The 14999-nt window shown below is 54.6% G+C and carries 21 protein-coding genes; 16 read left to right on the plus strand and 5 right to left on the minus strand.

Going from position 1 to position 14999, the window contains the following annotated elements:
• Positions 1-123 precede the first annotated feature (123 nt).
• The 3 genes from bioB to DI44_RS08685 all read left to right on the plus strand — a co-directional run bounded on the left by bioB (position 124) and on the right by DI44_RS08685 (position 2466).
• The gene (gene bioB, locus DI44_RS08695) at positions 124-1125 is read left to right on the plus strand and encodes a biotin synthase BioB (RefSeq protein WP_011231066.1); all 1002 of its coding nucleotides are present in this window, start codon (positions 124-126) and stop codon (positions 1123-1125) included.
• A 347-nt stretch (positions 1126-1472) separates the two neighbouring features.
• Entirely contained in the window at positions 1473-1691 is a 219-nt protein-coding gene (locus DI44_RS08690; protein WP_033025324.1) for a YozE family protein, read from the plus strand.
• Between the two features lie 130 nt (positions 1692-1821).
• Positions 1822-2466, plus strand: coding sequence for a hypothetical protein (locus tag DI44_RS08685; RefSeq protein ID WP_033025280.1), 645 nt, complete (start codon positions 1822-1824; stop codon positions 2464-2466).
• On the opposite strand, the gene DI44_RS19650 is transcribed toward DI44_RS08685, so the two are convergent.
• Entirely contained in the window at positions 2448-2570 is a 123-nt protein-coding gene (locus tag DI44_RS19650; protein ID WP_268892789.1) for a hypothetical protein, read from the minus strand. The two genes, DI44_RS08685 and DI44_RS19650, sit on opposite strands and share 19 nt — an antisense overlap.
• 130 nt (positions 2571-2700) lie before the next feature.
• Here DI44_RS19650 and DI44_RS08680 point away from each other — a divergent pair, with 130 nt between their 5' ends.
• The gene (locus DI44_RS08680; protein ID WP_011231069.1) at positions 2701-2880 is read left to right on the plus strand and encodes a YozD family protein; all 180 of its coding nucleotides are present in this window, start codon (positions 2701-2703) and stop codon (positions 2878-2880) included.
• Positions 2881-2891: 11 nt separating this feature from the next.
• Here the strand turns inward: DI44_RS08680 and DI44_RS08675 are convergent, their stop codons facing one another.
• On the minus strand, positions 2892-4013 hold the full coding sequence (locus DI44_RS08675; RefSeq protein ID WP_033025284.1) for a DUF2515 domain-containing protein: 1122 nt from the start codon (positions 4011-4013) through the stop codon (positions 2892-2894).
• Positions 4014-4235: 222 nt separating this feature from the next.
• Between DI44_RS08675 and DI44_RS08670 the strand changes: the two genes are divergently transcribed.
• Positions 4236-4553 carry a hypothetical protein gene (locus tag DI44_RS08670; protein WP_013145439.1) on the plus strand — a complete coding sequence of 106 codons (318 nt, stop codon included), beginning with the start codon at positions 4236-4238 and terminating at the stop codon, positions 4551-4553.
• 105 nt (positions 4554-4658) lie between these two features.
• Complete coding sequence (locus DI44_RS19170) at positions 4659-4823, plus strand: hypothetical protein (RefSeq protein WP_011231072.1); 165 nt, start codon at positions 4659-4661, stop codon at positions 4821-4823.
• 35 nt (positions 4824-4858) lie between these two features.
• Here the strand turns inward: DI44_RS19170 and DI44_RS19175 are convergent, their stop codons facing one another.
• Positions 4859-5017, minus strand: a complete 159-nt coding sequence (locus tag DI44_RS19175) for a hypothetical protein (RefSeq protein WP_008879283.1) — start codon at positions 5015-5017, stop codon at positions 4859-4861.
• A 126-nt stretch (positions 5018-5143) separates the two neighbouring features.
• Here DI44_RS19175 and DI44_RS08665 point away from each other — a divergent pair, with 126 nt between their 5' ends.
• The 3 genes from DI44_RS08665 to DI44_RS08655 all read left to right on the plus strand — a co-directional run bounded on the left by DI44_RS08665 (position 5144) and on the right by DI44_RS08655 (position 7645).
• Entirely contained in the window at positions 5144-5551 is a 408-nt protein-coding gene (locus tag DI44_RS08665) for a hypothetical protein (RefSeq protein WP_011231073.1), read from the plus strand.
• 515 nt (positions 5552-6066) lie between these two features.
• Positions 6067-6777 (plus strand): purine-nucleoside phosphorylase, encoded by a 711-nt coding sequence (deoD, locus tag DI44_RS08660; RefSeq protein ID WP_014195705.1) that lies wholly within the window; start codon positions 6067-6069, stop codon positions 6775-6777.
• Between the two features lie 49 nt (positions 6778-6826).
• Positions 6827-7645, plus strand: coding sequence for a M15 family metallopeptidase (locus tag DI44_RS08655; protein WP_011231076.1), 819 nt, complete (start codon positions 6827-6829; stop codon positions 7643-7645).
• A 38-nt stretch (positions 7646-7683) separates the two neighbouring features.
• Here DI44_RS08655 and DI44_RS08650 read toward each other — a convergent pair whose 3' ends face one another.
• Complete coding sequence (locus DI44_RS08650) at positions 7684-8382, minus strand: class I SAM-dependent methyltransferase (protein WP_011231077.1); 699 nt, start codon at positions 8380-8382, stop codon at positions 7684-7686.
• A gap of 168 nt (positions 8383-8550) precedes the next feature.
• On the opposite strand from DI44_RS08650, the gene DI44_RS08645 reads away from it, so the two are divergent.
• The 7 genes from DI44_RS08645 to DI44_RS08630 all read left to right on the plus strand — a co-directional run bounded on the left by DI44_RS08645 (position 8551) and on the right by DI44_RS08630 (position 13477).
• Positions 8551-9438 carry a cation diffusion facilitator family transporter gene (locus tag DI44_RS08645; RefSeq protein WP_031213137.1) on the plus strand — a complete coding sequence of 296 codons (888 nt, stop codon included), beginning with the start codon at positions 8551-8553 and terminating at the stop codon, positions 9436-9438.
• 237 nt (positions 9439-9675) lie between these two features.
• Entirely contained in the window at positions 9676-10632 is a 957-nt protein-coding gene (gene corA / locus DI44_RS08640) for a magnesium/cobalt transporter CorA (RefSeq protein ID WP_013523676.1), read from the plus strand.
• A 197-nt stretch (positions 10633-10829) separates the two neighbouring features.
• Entirely contained in the window at positions 10830-10934 is a 105-nt protein-coding gene (locus tag DI44_RS17970) for a YjcZ family sporulation protein (RefSeq protein ID WP_013145431.1), read from the plus strand.
• A gap of 185 nt (positions 10935-11119) precedes the next feature.
• Positions 11120-12049 (plus strand): EamA family transporter RarD, encoded by a 930-nt coding sequence (gene rarD / locus DI44_RS08635; RefSeq protein ID WP_033025285.1) that lies wholly within the window; start codon positions 11120-11122, stop codon positions 12047-12049.
• A 127-nt stretch (positions 12050-12176) separates the two neighbouring features.
• Positions 12177-12275: a YjcZ family sporulation protein gene (locus DI44_RS17975; RefSeq protein WP_013145429.1), complete on the plus strand. Its 99-nt coding sequence runs from the start codon at positions 12177-12179 to the stop codon at positions 12273-12275.
• Positions 12276-12308: 33 nt separating this feature from the next.
• Complete coding sequence (locus DI44_RS17980; RefSeq protein WP_080985683.1) at positions 12309-12443, plus strand: YjcZ family sporulation protein; 135 nt, start codon at positions 12309-12311, stop codon at positions 12441-12443.
• Between the two features lie 140 nt (positions 12444-12583).
• Positions 12584-13477, plus strand: a complete 894-nt coding sequence (locus DI44_RS08630; RefSeq protein ID WP_033025287.1) for a DUF1028 domain-containing protein — start codon at positions 12584-12586, stop codon at positions 13475-13477.
• Positions 13478-13575: 98 nt separating this feature from the next.
• On the opposite strand, the gene DI44_RS08625 is transcribed toward DI44_RS08630, so the two are convergent.
• Complete coding sequence (locus DI44_RS08625; protein ID WP_033025288.1) at positions 13576-14943, minus strand: MATE family efflux transporter; 1368 nt, start codon at positions 14941-14943, stop codon at positions 13576-13578.
• Positions 14944-14999: the final 56 nt, after the last annotated feature.

A 14999-nucleotide genomic window follows, 5' to 3' on the forward strand; every position in this document is an offset into this window, starting at 1 on the left:
GCCTGTCTTTTTTGCCCTCTGCTGGCGGACGGATTAAGAGTAAACCGAAATGAAAATATAGTTGACAAATATACAGTCGGTCCGTTACGATAAATGTAATGATATGGAAAGGGGAGAGGAGAGATGGCAAACTGGCTGGTGTTGGCCGAGCAAGTGTTGGGAGGCCACGAGCTGACCGATGAGGAAGCATTGGCGATATTGGATTGTCCGGACGAGGAGCTGCTCCTTTTGCTGCAAGGGGCGTACCGGATTCGCTCCGCCTATTATGGAAACAAAGTGAAGCTGAACATGATCATCAACGCCAAATCCGGCCTCTGTCCGGAAAACTGCGGCTACTGTTCGCAGTCCGCCGTATCGACGGCGCCGGTGAAAACGTATAAAATGGTCGACAAAGAGACGTTGTTGCGCGGCGCGGAAGAAGCGCACCGTTTGCGCATTGGGACGTACTGCATCGTCGCCAGCGGCCGCGGGCCGAGCGATAAAGAGATCGACACCGTTGTGTCCGCGGTCAAGGAAATTAAAGAGCGGTTCGGTCTGAAAGTGTGCGCCTGCCTCGGAATATTAAAGCCGGAGCAGGCGGCGCGGCTGAAAGAGGCGGGGGTGGACCGCTACAATCATAACATCAACACGTCGAAGCAGCACCATCCGAACATTACGACGTCCCATACATACGACGATCGGGTGCGGACGGTGGAAACGGTGAAAGAAGCTGGCCTTTCGCCTTGTTCCGGCGTCATCATCGGCATGAAAGAAACGAAGCGGGATGTCGTCGATATGGCGCGCAGCTTGCGGGCGCTTGACGCTGACTCCATTCCGGTCAACTTTTTGCATGCGATCGACGGCACGCCGCTGGCCGGCACGAACGAATTAAACCCGCGTTACTGTTTGAAAGTGCTGGCCCTTTTCCGCTATATGAATCCGACAAAAGAAATCCGCATCGCCGGCGGACGGGAAGTGAATTTGCGCTCGCTTCAGCCGCTTGGGCTGTATGCTGCCAACTCGATTTTTGTCGGCGACTATTTGACGACCGCCGGGCAAGAAAAGTCAGCCGATTATCAAATGCTTGAGGACCTTGGATTTGAGATCGAATTTGCCCCGGCTCCGCAAGCCGGAGTCGTATCATGAACGATGCCGCCGGAAGATGGCGGCTTTTTGTATGTGCGCTCACCGAGGGCAAGACCTAGCGAAGCGGGAGGCATGGGAGGCCCCATGCCGTTTCAGATGGGGCGTCACGATGGCGCATAGCAAGCCTTGGCGAGAAGCGGAGCGCATGCCAGGACGGTGGACTTGGCCTTCCGTTGCGCTCTGACGAGAAAGCGGATTGAACCCCTATTGCGCCGTTCAACGCGCTTTTTTGGCATGAAAAGCCAACCCGACGCGTACGATGGCAATACAAGCGGCGAAAAAAGGCTTCACAAACAGCCAAAAGCTCATTATAATAGCAACAAAAGGAAAGGAAGAGGATGGGGGACATGGCAAAGTCATTCTACCGTTACTTGCTGCGCTTCCGCCATGGGCACCAGGAAGATCCGGTCGCCCGGTTTGCGAACGGAGCGTATGAAGATCACAGCTTTCCGAAAGGGTCGGCGGACTATGAAGAACTGAGCGGCTATTTGGAGCTTAACGGTGACTATTTGGAAAGCATGGTTGTGTTTGATGAACTATGGGAGCAATTTTTGCATGAAGCGTAACTAGGGAAGCGTTCCCATTTCATGAATTGGGAGCGATTTCAAATAGCTTTTTCCGCGCGGCTGAAGGTGTCCACCCTTCTCTGCATGCATATACTATACTAACCATTTGTTCCAAAGGGTGGAGATGCCAATGAGCGCGCCGAAACGCCCGAAATTTTCCGTCGGTGACATCGTCGTCAATACATTGTACGGAACGGTCGGAACCGTCACCGATATTCAGCAGATCGACGGCACGTTTTTATACGAAATCAACCATGGCCATAGCTTGTTTGCTGAGCAAGCGCTCGTTTTATTGTCTGAGTTTACGGGCGATTTATGGATCGCGGAAGAAATTGAAATTGAGCTGCCGTTTTTTCTCGGCGAAATTGTCCGCGTCCGCGATTATGGCAGCCATTTGTTCAAAGTCGTCGGGGTGCGGACGGAAATTTACCGCTACTACGGGGAAGGATGGGAAGAGACGATTTACGAATTGAAACGGCTGACGGATGGTTGGGAGATCGAAGTCCATCTGGAAGACATCATTCCGCTTGCCGAGGGGGAGGAGACGTCCGTTACGCTCGTGCAAGATATTGTCATCGCCGCACCGGTGAAATCGTCGCTTCTATTGCCGTCGGCCGACAGCGGAGAGAAAGGACCGTCGGTCGACGAGCTCCTTGACATGTACAACGATTATAAAGCGTTATATGAATGGTTCGGCGATGAACAGTATCAACGGATGATGGAAACGGTTGTTAAACGTTTGCGGGCAATCGCCGATCACCAGGATAGAAATTGATAAAGAATAAAAAGAAAATAAGGAATGCCGGCGAAGATGACGATCGCGCCCAACCCATTGACAACTGTTTCCATCATTTTATCGATCGCAGTGAGTTTGTCCATTTTGTCCGCCTCCGTGTTTTTTGTTTTGTTGGTACATATGTATGGGGGAGACAGAAAAAATAGTACAACATGATTTTTGACATAAAACGGAAGGCGGCGACATACAACATTACAAAGGGGGCGAGATGCGGTGAAGGAAATTGAAGTGATTATCGATACGGAAGAAATCGCTGAGTTTTTTTACCAAGAGCTCATCCGCCGCGGCTTTGTGCCAACGCAAGAGGAGCTTGAGGAGCTCGCGGATATTACGTTTGACTATTTGCTTGAAAAATGCATCATCGATGAAGAGATTGACATCGACGGGGAGTAGTCCTCGTCGTTTTATGATAAAGTTGATTTGGCCGCCGCGATGGCGGCCGTTTTCATCATGGCCAAATGCCGCTCGTAGCGGTTGGTCATGTCGCCCGAGGCCGGAAGCGGGAGCGTTTCAAGCGCCTGCATGATTGCCTCATCGGTGAACCAATCGCGATCGTCGCGGAACGGGTGCGCAAGATCCGGCCAAGCTGCCTCAAGGCGGGGGCTGTAAAGGCGGCGCCCATCAGGCGTTTCAGTGAACGACTGCGGCCAGAAGTCGGCGCGTGAGCCGCTGTGGGGGACGCAGCGGGCAAAGCGGCAGGCACCGCGAAACAGCCGGGCGTCAAACAGCAGCAGACTGTACAGCATTTTGCCGATATGGACGCGGTGGTGGACGTCGGCGAAATCGCGCACCGTCGTTCCGGCAAGCGCCACGCGGCGGCCTTTGGCATATGGGATGAGCACATCGTTGAACCCGAGCCATTGCTCGGCAATAAACGGCCAGCTCGACAGCACGCGGGTGCGGAAAAACGGATGTTCGATGACGCGAAGCTGGATGTACTGCTGCTCGTTGATGATAAGAGCAACCGTAAGAAGCGCGGCATTCTCTGTTTCCCAAAAATGTTCCCACATCGGCTTCATAAACGAAGACACCGCTAACGCCGGCAACAAATGAAACAGCGGCGTCTCCCTCCGTTTGCTTTCTTCGTACAGCAAAAGCTGCGGATAGGCGTCATGAAAAATGAGGGCATTGGCGCGCTCTAAAAACAAAAAAAGCGGCGCAACGATTTGTTCCGGCAGCAAAAGCGGAAGAAGGCCGCCGCGCAAATCAGTCATGTTCCAACCGCCGTTGCGCGAGACGAGATGGGCTAAAAACGCCCAATGGATTTCCCGATGGCGCTCAAAAAACGCCAAGTAGGCGGCCGTGCGCGTCACGTTGTTGCGGTTATGTTCCGCCGTTTTCCGCCGAATGGCGGCAACAATGCCCTTTTCTTCCGCGCTGAGTGGTCCGTTAGTCGGGACGGTTGCGCGGGCGGCCATCCGGCGAAGCAGGCCGTCATCGGCGAGGCGGACCGGATGACGGTACAAAAAGGAACGGTAGGCATACTGAAGCGGATGGCGCAGCCAAGCGAACGGGCGAGTCGGCATCAGGCTGTCTCTCCTTTGCATCGTTTGTGGACTTTTGTCAGAAGACCGCGATCGTTTCGACAAAAGGAGTGCTCGTTTGCTGAAGGAATCGGCACGCCAAATCACCAAATAAGTATAATACACGTTTGTCTCGGCTCCGAAGACGATTCGCGATCGAATTCGACATCAACCATAGTATGGGGCGCGGAGGGCCGATTTATTGGGAGAAGGGAGAGGAAAACAATGGTTCGTTTATGGGGGAAACGGATGTGGATGACAAAACGTGCATATGAGGCGGTCGTTTTTCAAACACCGCGCTTTGGGGAAACGAAAGGCTACCGGCAAGTGTGCCGCATGACGGTGACGGCGGCCGGACATGATGAAGTGCTGGCGGTGTTGTATCGGATGTTTAATGTCGCCGATCTGATGCCGAAAAACTGTCAAGCTCGATTTATGCGGACTGGGGACGTTGTGCTGATCGATGAAGGGCGGAAAGGACAGACGTACTATCGCCTTTGTCCAGACGGATGGAAACAAGTGGAACGACAGCTCATCTGTTGACCGAATATTCAAAAATATAGTCGCCAGCAAGAGCTAGAGATGATATAATATGAATAAAGCCCCCTTGTTTCGGGAACGGATAAGAAAGGAAAGGGGGCGGACTTGATGGAACATGACGAACGGCGGCGCGACATGCCGACGGTGGCCCCGGGCATCGACGACGATGAGGAGCTGAATGAAAGAGCGACAAAAGAGGAAATTGAACGCGGGGAATATACAAAAGTCGTCACGCTTGCTTGGGACGAATCCGAGCCGTCGGAACCGCGATAGAAACCCTTGTATCGCACAAGGGTTTCTGCGGTTTGTCACGATTCTGGATTGTCGTGATGGCCCGGACCGTTTTTCCGGCCGCCGGCGGCGGAATATTCTTTGGCATGCGCCTCATCTTCAGCGATCAATGCTTCTTTTGGAATATGGTTGTTCTTTTTCTGCCCGTTAATGCGGTTGCGGTGTTTTTTGCCCATCGTTTTCCCTCCTTGAACCGTCGTTGTCGTTAGTGTATGCGGTCTGGCGGCGGTTCATCGACGGAAAATGTTTGCAGGCGGCATCATGCGGCGGGCGCAGGAGAAAAGAGGGAAGGGGGCGAAACGATGGCCGCACTGGCGCTGTCGCTGCTCTTGTGCGTCGTCTCGATTGCGGCATTGCTTTGGGTCAAAGGGCAAGTTGAGCGACTCTTGTTCCGCTGGAGAAGCGTGCCCCTTCTCCATGCGGTCAACGTCGTCATCATCGCTGCCATCGTTGCTGACATGTACTATCGGCTCAGCGGCATCGACGTGTACTTGCGCGATTTGGCCGATATCAACGGTTTTTGGTATGTCTTTGCCGGCGCGATGCAGCTCGTCTTTCCACTGTATTTGTTTTCCTGTTGGCTTGTCGCCAGGCGGCGCGAGCGCGAGAAAAAATATACGCGCAGCAAAGACAAAAAGGTGCTGTATATCAATGAGCGGTATTTGGCGCGCCGTCATCGCAGCGATTACCGCCGATCCAAAACATCATAAAAGAGAGCGGCTCCCCCGCAAACGACTCACCCACCTACGCGAGTGCATAGGGGGAGCTTTCAGCGATTTGCATATGTGCCAAACGACAAGCCGCACAAGGACCCTTTCCGCTTCCCTTCGTTTCGAAGGTGCCCGTTTGAACAACATGTGATTCGATCCGACAGCGATTGCCGGCCAACATTCATCTCCCACATGGACGGGTGCTCGTGCACCTTCACGTTTCGAAGTGGGAGACTTCTTTCGGAATGATGTTAGAATTTGGTCTTTTCCTTTTTCGATGTGGACGGCTGATTGTTTGATTTGGACGATGGATTGGTTTTGTTGGCGTATTCCACCGCTTGTTCGAGTTTCTTTTTCATCGGTCTTTTCCTCCTTTCTCCTCGGGCAGGCACACATAGTATGCCCGTTCGCCGCCTCGGCTACTCGAAGGAAGACTGCCATTTTCCGCAAACATATGATATGATAGACGAGGGCATGGCCCGACAACGATCGTTCAAACCAAAGGAGGAATCCCATTGAGCGTACATATCGGAGCGAAGACAGGGGAGATCGCGGAGCGCATTTTGCTGCCGGGTGATCCGATGCGCGCCAAATACATTGCCGAAACGTTTCTGGAAGGAGCGGTATGCTACAACGAAGTGCGCGGCATGCTCGGATTTACCGGGACGTATAAAGGGGAGCGCATTTCCGTGCAAGGGACCGGCATGGGCGTGCCGTCCATTTCGATTTATGTGAACGAACTGATCCAAAGCTACGGCGTAAAGACGCTCATCCGCGTCGGAACGTGCGGAGCGATTCAGCCGGATGTGCGCGTCCGCGACGTCATTTTGGCGATGAGCGCGTCGACCGATTCCAACATGAACCGGCTCATTTTCCGCGGCCGCGATTATGCGCCAACCGCCGATTTCCATCTGCTGCGGACGGCGTATGAAGTAGGTGTGGAAAAAGGGCTGGCGCTAAAAGTCGGCAATGTGTTCACCGCCGACATGTTTTACAATGATGAACCGAATTGGGAAACGTGGGCGCGCTACGGTGTATTGGCCGTCGAGATGGAAACGGCGGCGCTCTATACGCTGGCGGCGAAATTCGGCTGCCGGGCGCTGTCGGTGCTGACGGTCAGCGACCATATTCTCACCGGAGAAGAAACGACGGCTGAGGAGCGGCAAATGACGTTTAACGAGATGATTGAAGTGGCGCTTGAAGCGGCGATCCGCAATGGCGCGTGATTGGGATGCCGGGCGCTTGGGCCTGGGAAAACAGAAAAGGAGAAGGAACATGAACCAGCGATGGCAAGCGGCGATGTTGGTGTGCCTGCTGCTCGCCGGCTGCCAAACAGGGGAGAGCGGCAGCAACGGTGCGGCCGGCCCGTCCGGCCAGCCGCCGGAAAGCGCGGTGCACCCAAGCGATTATCAACAGGGGAAAACGAGCGAGGGCCCCGTCGATCCCGATTTGCAGCTCGAGGCGAAATATTGGAACATCGTCGAGGTGCAAAACGGACAAAAAGTGATTCAAAACCCTGACAACATTTTGGTGCTCGTCAATAAAGAACAGTCGCTCCCGCCTGGCTATAAGCCGGCGGACTTGGTCGTGCCGCGCGTGCCGTTTGTGTGTGCTGACCCGAACGCGGAAAAACGGCATATGCGGGCCGAAGCGGCCGCGGCGCTTGAGGAGATGTTTGCCGCCGCACGCCGTGATGGCATTGAGCTGGTGGCCGTGTCCGCTTATCGTTCATACGAGCGGCAGCAGGTGATTTTTGCTGAAGAAGTGCGGCAAAAAGGGAAGGAAAAAGCGGTTCAAGCGGTCGCTCACCCAGGGCAGAGCGAGCATCAGACAGGGCTGGCGGTCGATATCAGCAGCCGCTCGGCCGGCTGTCAGCTGACCCAATCGTTCGGGGCGACAAAAGAAGGGCAATGGGTAGCCGCCCATGCGCACGAGTACGGATTCATCATCCGCTACCCGAAAGGAAAGGAAGCGGTGACCGGCTACAAGTATGAGCCGTGGCATCTCCGCTATGTTGGGCGGAAGGCGGCCGCGGTGATCAAAAAGCGCGGCTTGACGCTTGAAGAATATTTCAAAGTAGTGAAAAAAGTGTGAAAACGGCGTCTCGTCGAGGACGCCGTTTTTCTTGCCAGCTATGGTTCGCAGCAAAAGACGCAATAGCCAAGACGGTCGCCGAATTGAGCTGTCAACTGTTGGTGCATCTGCCACATGCTTGCCATCTCCGGTGTCGGCGGAAGGGCGATGACGATGGGTGCCCCAAGGCTTGGCGCTTCGGCTGCAGCCGCGTAGGAAAACTGGCGGCAGCCAAAGCCGCTTTGTTCGAGCACTTCTTTCCACTCCGCTGATGTCATTAGCTGACGGAAGCCGTAAAAGGCGGCGATTTGCTTTTGCTCGGCGGCGGTCAGCCGCTCATGACACGCTTCAATGCCGACGAATAGGCCATCGTTTTTGAGCACGCGGCGGATTTCGGCGAGCGCGTTTGGCAATGAAACGAAAGCAAGCACCGATTCAGAAAGCGCAAGGTCAAACGTCCCGGCGGGAAACGGGAGCGCTTCGACCGAGGCGCGATGCAAACGGACTGAGACCGCCTTGGAGGCAAAACGCTGTTTCGCCTTGGCAATCATCGTCGGGTGGATGTCGATGGCGGTGACGTTGGCCCCGTACTGTTCGGCGATATAAGCCGCCGTCTGTCCGGTGCCGCAGCCGACGTCAAGCACGGATGTCGAACGGTCGATCTTAAGTTTACGTAAGATTTGTTTTGTTAACTCAAAACCGCCTGGGTGAGCGCCATCGATCCCCATGTCCGCCAACCAGTCTAAATATGCAGACATCTGTTCCTCTCCTTTTTTTGTTTCGACTTGGTTTATCATACGCAAATGCGCTCGATTTTGCCTTTAGACAAAAAAATTTGCTTGTCCCTATTCTTATGAAAAAAGGAAATTTTCTTGCTGTAGACCCAACCGGCTTCAAGCTGGTACACTGATACGTGCAAGAATGAGATGGCTAGGTTGGTGAAGAAAGTGGATCGAAAACAAGGAGCCGAGGCGGGCGCACTGCTGAGCATTTTCGTCTATCTTCTCCTTTCGACCGGCAAGCTGTTGGCTGGGGCGGTGTTCGGCTCGGATGCGGTGGAAGCGGACGGTTGGAATAATTTGAGTGATATTATCGCTTCCTCGGCAGTCTATATCGGCATGAAAATCGCTAAAAAACCGCGTGATTGCAACCACCCGTACGGACATTCGCGGGCGGAGAACATCTCCTCGCTGTTGGCCGCTTTTTTGATGATGTCCATTGGCATTGACGTGATCACAAGCGGCATCCGCTCGCTGTTCGGCAAGGAAAAGGCAGCGGCTCCTGACGTTTTAGCGGCTGTGGTTGCGCTCGCCTCGGCGGCCGTTATGATTGGCGTTTATGCAATCAATCGCCGGCTGGCGCGGCGGACGAACAGCATGGCGCTGGCGGCCGTGGCGAAAGACAATTTATCGGATGCGCTGGTGAGCATTGGCGCTGCCATTGGCATCGCCGGCGCGCGGCTTGGGTGGCCATGGCTTGATCCGCTGGCGGCGCTTGTGATCGGGGCGATGATTGGCAAGACGGCGTGGGAGGTGTTTATGGAGACGGCGCATACGCTCACCGACGGTTTTGATGAACAGCAGCTCGCCGTTTATAAAGACGAAATCGCGGCGGTGAGCGGCGTGCGCGATGTCGCTGACATTAAAGCGCGCATGTTAGGCAACGACATTGTGCTGGAAGTGACGATCCGCGTTGACTCGCATTTGACGGTGGCAAAAAGTCATGAAATCGCTGATGAAGTCGAGCGTTTGATGCGAAACCGGCATAACATTCGGGCGACGCACGTCCATGTGGAACCGGAAGCGGTGCGCTGACTGGCTTCGGGCGCATTGGCGGGCGGACGCGGCGAGGCGCCTAGACAGCGAATGACTTGTCGGGATGTGACGCTTTGCAGCCGGGATGCAGCCGGGAGAAGCTGCTTGTCGCCAACAGCGAGCGGATGCGGCCAAACCGTTGCCGCTGACTTGTTTTTGGCGGCGGGAGGGGAGTAGTTTTGCGGCAAACAGCAAACAATACAATTAAAATCGTTTGCATGGAAAGGACGTCAGTCTATGGCGATCGAGCATAACTTTCGTTTGACGGTTGACGGAACGTACAAACGCCATGCGCCGGCAGGCAGCCAGTCGTGTTGGCTTCATTTCACCGCCGCCGCCAAGCCGGATTTGGAGCAGCTTCTTTCTTCGCTGTCCATTCACCCTCTCGCCCAACAGCGGCTGATGAATGGGACAGATATTCCCACGTTTGACGAATACGAAGGATGTTTCTTCTTATCGCTGTTTATCGTTCGTCCGTCCGGCCGGACAGTGAACGTTCGTTTGCTGGCCGGCAGCCAATATATGATCAGCTATATGGATGAAAACGATCCGCTTGTTGATCACGTGAAAGAACGTTTGTTGAATCATCGCGGTCAGGCGCTGTATCCTGGGTACGTGCTGTATCACTTTTTAGACTTGGCCGCCATCCGTTTTTTGCAAGTCATCGATCAGATCGCTGACCGCATTCAGACGCTTGAACGGCAAGTGTTTGCGACCCCGTTTGCCAACGAAATCGGGCGCGAGATTTATCGGATGAAAACACATCTTCATGAGCTGCGCCAAATCGCCGAGGCGCAGGAAGAAGCGATCAAAATGATCCGCCACGCTGATTTGCCGTATATCAACCAAGAGACGAATCCGTATATCGAGGAAGTGGCGTCGCGATTCTCGCGCGTGCCCGCCGCGCTCGACGCGTTTAAGGAATCATTGTCCGCCATTTTCGATTTGCAACTGTCGCTCAAATCAGATCATATGAACGTCATTATGAAGACATTGACATTGGTGAGCGTCATATTTTTGCCGATGACGTTTATCGCCGGTGTATACGGCATGAATTTTGCGTTTATGCCAGAGCTGAAATGGAGATACGGCTACCCGTTTGCCTTGTTGCTCATGGCAACTGTTGCGATGCTCATCGCCCTCTATTTTAAGCGAAAAGGTTGGTGGGGAGAGACGGGGACGAAAGAAAAATAGGCGTTTTTCTGGAAGGTCGGTGATGTAACGGAGAAAACGCTCCAGCAAGGAGCTTTCGCCAATGGATCAACGGCTCTTCCGTGCGTTCGTGGACCAATCTTTTTGAAGAAAACGCGGTTTTTCACCAATCTTCTAGAAATTTGGGCATTCGCCCGGCCGTTTGGGCGGGCGGGCGCATATGATGGCCCTGTGAACCGATGAAGGAGGTGCCCGCCGTGAGCGGTTTTGTCAACAGCGGTTATACGGTCGTCATCGTCCTGTTCATTTTACTGATTATTGTTGGCTGTGCCTGTGTCGCTTGATGAGCGAAAAAATAAGAAAGGGCGGCGGTCAAACGGGCCGCGAAGGGGGCGGGTGCTCATATTCAGCTGCGCCCCTTCTCCATTGGGCAACCGCGTCGAGCGATGCGGGTGAGTGTTTTGATGGATAAAGTGAAGCGGCGGCGGTATAATGAAACAGAAATGATCATGGAAAAGGAGAAGACGACGTGGGGCATTGGAGCGAAGAAAAGCAAGGCATCTTGTATACGGCTGCTTCGTACTTGCTGTGGGGAGTATTGCCGCTGTACTGGAAGCTGCTAGAGGCGCGCCCGGCGCTTGAGATTTTGGCGCACCGCATCGTGTGGTCGTTCGTGTTTATGGCCATCCTTCTGGCAGCGAATGGGCAGCTTGGCGCCTTCCGCCGGGAGCTTCGGGCGATGCGCCGTAAGCCGGCTAAGGCATGGGGGATCGCCGCTGCTGCCGTGCTCATCAGCGCCAACTGGTTTGTCTACATATGGGCGGTGAATCATCATCATGTTGTTGAAACGAGCCTCGGCTATTATATCAACCCGCTTGTCAGTGTGGCGCTTGGGACGATCGTACTGCGCGAGCGGCTGAGCGTAGGGCAGTGGACCGCTGTTCTTCTGGCCGCCGCCGGCGTGGCGGCGATGACGGCGGAATATGGCGCGTTTCCGTGGGTCGCCATATCGCTCGCATTGACGTTCGGGTTTTACGGCTTAGTGAAAAAACTGGCCAGCGTTGACTCGTCCATTGGCTTGACGCTTGAAACAATGGCCGTCATGCCGCTTTCAGCCGTTTACTTATTATGGGTGTACAACGAAACGCCAGCCCTCGTCAAGACGGCCGAATGGTGGCAATGGGCGCTGTTGGCTGGAGCCGGGCCAGCGACGGCCGTGCCGCTTTTGTATTTCGCCAAAGGGGCGAAGCGTGTGTCGATGACAACACTTGGTTTTTTGCAATACATTTCGCCGACGATCAGCCTTCTCCTTGGCGTCTTTTTGTTCGGCGAGCCGTTTACGAAAGCGCATTTTTATGCGTTTAGCTGCATCTGGGCGGCGCTTATTTTGTTTTCTGCTGTTCAAATCAAGCAGGCGTCAGGGCGGAAAAAATGGAAGCGAAGCTCGCTCGAGGCGTAGCAGCGGTCCGAGGACGGGCCGCTTTTTTTCCATTTCTGCGGCAAATACCCATTTTTGCCGAAACATCTAACCATTTCCTCGGCTTCTGAATAGTCTACTAGTACAAAAACGAAGGAGGTGCTGGCAAATGGGTGCAGCTTACGGCGGCGGATTCGCGTTGATCGTCGTTCTGTTCATCTTGTTGATTATTGTCGGATGTGCATGTGTCGGTGGTTGGGTGTACTAACGAACCCTACTTGCTAGCAAGGAGGTGACGAATATGACATGCGGCTTTTATGGCGGCTGGGGCGGCTATGGCTTCGGCTACCCGGGTTATGGCGGCTACGGCTACGGCTTCGTGCTGATTGTCGTTTTGTTTATTTTGCTCATTATCGTCGGGGCAACATGGTGCTAGGCGGATGATGGGCATGCGGGGGGAGACGGCCGGGCAACGGCTGTTTCCCCCGCTATTTTTTGAAAGAGGGAGGAAGATGGGAGGGAAGAGGAGAAATATAAGGAGAATAAAAAAATGGAAGTAGCGTGGAGGGTAAGAAAATGAAACGCATTCCGAAAGATGTTGTCGCGACGTTTTCGATCGTCGCGTTCGATCCGGCGACCGGGGAGCTTGGCATCGCTGTTCAATCGAAATTTTTAGGCGTTGGTGCGGTTGTTCCGTGGGCGAAAGCGGGCGTCGGAGCGGTGGCGACGCAATCGTACGCCAACACGTCGTACGGACCGCGCGGCCTCGAATGGATGGCAAAAGGGAAATCGGCGCAAGAAGCGCTTGAGTTGCTCGTTGCCGATGACAGTGAGCGCGATTTGCGCCAAGTCGGCATCGTGGATGCGAAAGGACGGGCGGCGACGTTCACCGGGAAAAAATGTTACCCGTGGGCCGGGGGCATCACCGGGCCGAACTATGCGGCTCAAGGCAATATTTTAGCAGGCGAGGAAACGGTGCTGGCAATGGGAAGGGCGTTTGAGCAGACAAAAGGTCCGCTCGCCGAGCGATTGCTAAAGGCGCTTCAAGCTGGTCAGGCAGCGGGGGGCGACCGCCGCGGGCAACAGTCGGCCGCCTTGCTTGTCGTGAAAGAAGGAGGGGGATATGGCGGCTACAATGACCGTTATATCGATTTGCGCGTCGATGATCACCCGCGGCCGATCGAGGAGCTTATTCGCTTGTATCAGTTGCGCCAGCTTTACTTTGAGAAACCGCGTCCCGAAAAAGTGGCAGCGATTGAAGGAACGGTAAAGGAAGAGGTGGCCGCCCACTTGGTCCGTCTCGGTTATTTATCGAAAGAGCGCTCGGCGGATCGCGAGGCGCTTCATGAGGCGCTGACCGTGTATATACATACAGAAAATTTTGAGGAGCGCCAAGTGGAGAAAGGAAAAATCGACCTCGATGTATTACAGTATATGAAGCAGCAGCCGTCGCCTAAGGAGGTCGGCTAAGGGAAACCGGCTTTGTCGACTGCATGATCCATCATGCTGAAACAAAAAGGATGTCCCTAGAACTGAGCGGGACATCCTTGTTTATCGACCGCTCCCTCTTAAAAGGCGCATGGCGCACGCCCGCTGTCATGTCTGCGCCAAACGGCCCGCAGGCGAAAGCTGAGAAACAGCGCGCCCGTTGCCAATCCGGCGATCAGGCCGATCCAATAGCCGAACGCCCCGGCGGCAGTCAGTAGAGCGAGCGCGCAGCCAAGCGGAAGCCCAACGCCCCAATAGGCGAGAAGAGCGGACCAAAAAACGGCGCTTACCTCTTTATAGCCCCGCAGCGCTCCTTGGATGGGAGCGGCGATGGCATCGGAAACTTGAAAGAAGATCGCATAGAGCAAAAACTTCTCCGTCAACGCCGCCACTGTCGGATCGTTTGTATACAGTCGAGCAACATCGCCGCGGAAGACGGAAAGAAACAATGCAGCGGCGGCGGCGACGGCCAAGGCGAGGGTGATGCCGATCAAGCAATATTGTTTGGCCGCTTCATAACGGTTGGCCCCGGCTTCAACGCCCACGGCGATCGTCAGCGCCATCGATAAGCTGAGCGGAATCATATACAACAGTGAAGCGAAGTTGAGGGCGCTTTGATGCGCGGCGACCGTTTCCGCGCCAAACCGGCCGACAAGCAGCGTCACCGCAGCGAAAATGCTCGTTTCAAAAAAGATGGCCGACCCGATCGGCACCCCGGTTTTCAGCAACTCTTTCCATGCGGCCCATGACGGACGGTAGAAACGGACGAGTACACGATAGGGAGCCAAGCGGCGAAATTTCAAAGCGGCAAAGGCAGCGGCCGCGAAGCAGTACGCATACGTGATCGCCGTCGCGTAACCAGTGCCGATGCCGCCAAGGCGCGGAAATCCGCCATGCCCGTAAATCAACAACCAGTTGAACAGCATATTGACCGGCAAGGCGGTGAGCGTAATCCACATCGTCACTTTCGTTTGCCCAAGCGCATCGATGAAATAGCGGAGCACAGAATAAAGAAACAGAGGGATGATCCCAAACGACAAGGCGCGCAAATAATGAAAGGCGATATGCCGAACGTTTTCATCCAAAGACATCTGTTTCAAGATAAACGGCACAGAAGCGGCGCCGATCAGGACAATGGCGGCAGCAAGCGCGACAGCCAAGTAGAGCGCCTGGGCGACGGCGCGAGTGATCGAGTCATGCCGTCCGGCGCCGAAATGGTGTGAGACGATCGGGGACAGGGCGAGCAAAATGCCGCCGGCGCCGGTAAACACCGGCACCCATAGGCTTGAGCCGATCGCGACGCCGGCAAGATCTTCGGCGCTCGCATGACCGGACATGGCGACATCGACAAAGTTCATGGCATATTGACCGGTTTGCGAAACAAAAATGGGAAGAAACAAGGCGAACAGGCGCCGCCATTTGCCGTTGGGCGGAGCGGTCGTTGCCATAATGGCTCCTCCTTTTCCGTAATAAAGTGACACATTGTTCTAAATCATCAATCTCT

The sequence above is a fragment of the Geobacillus sp. CAMR5420 genome (genome assembly GCF_000691465.1).
GTDB classification, from domain to species: domain Bacteria; phylum Bacillota; class Bacilli; order Bacillales; family Anoxybacillaceae; genus Geobacillus; species Geobacillus thermoleovorans.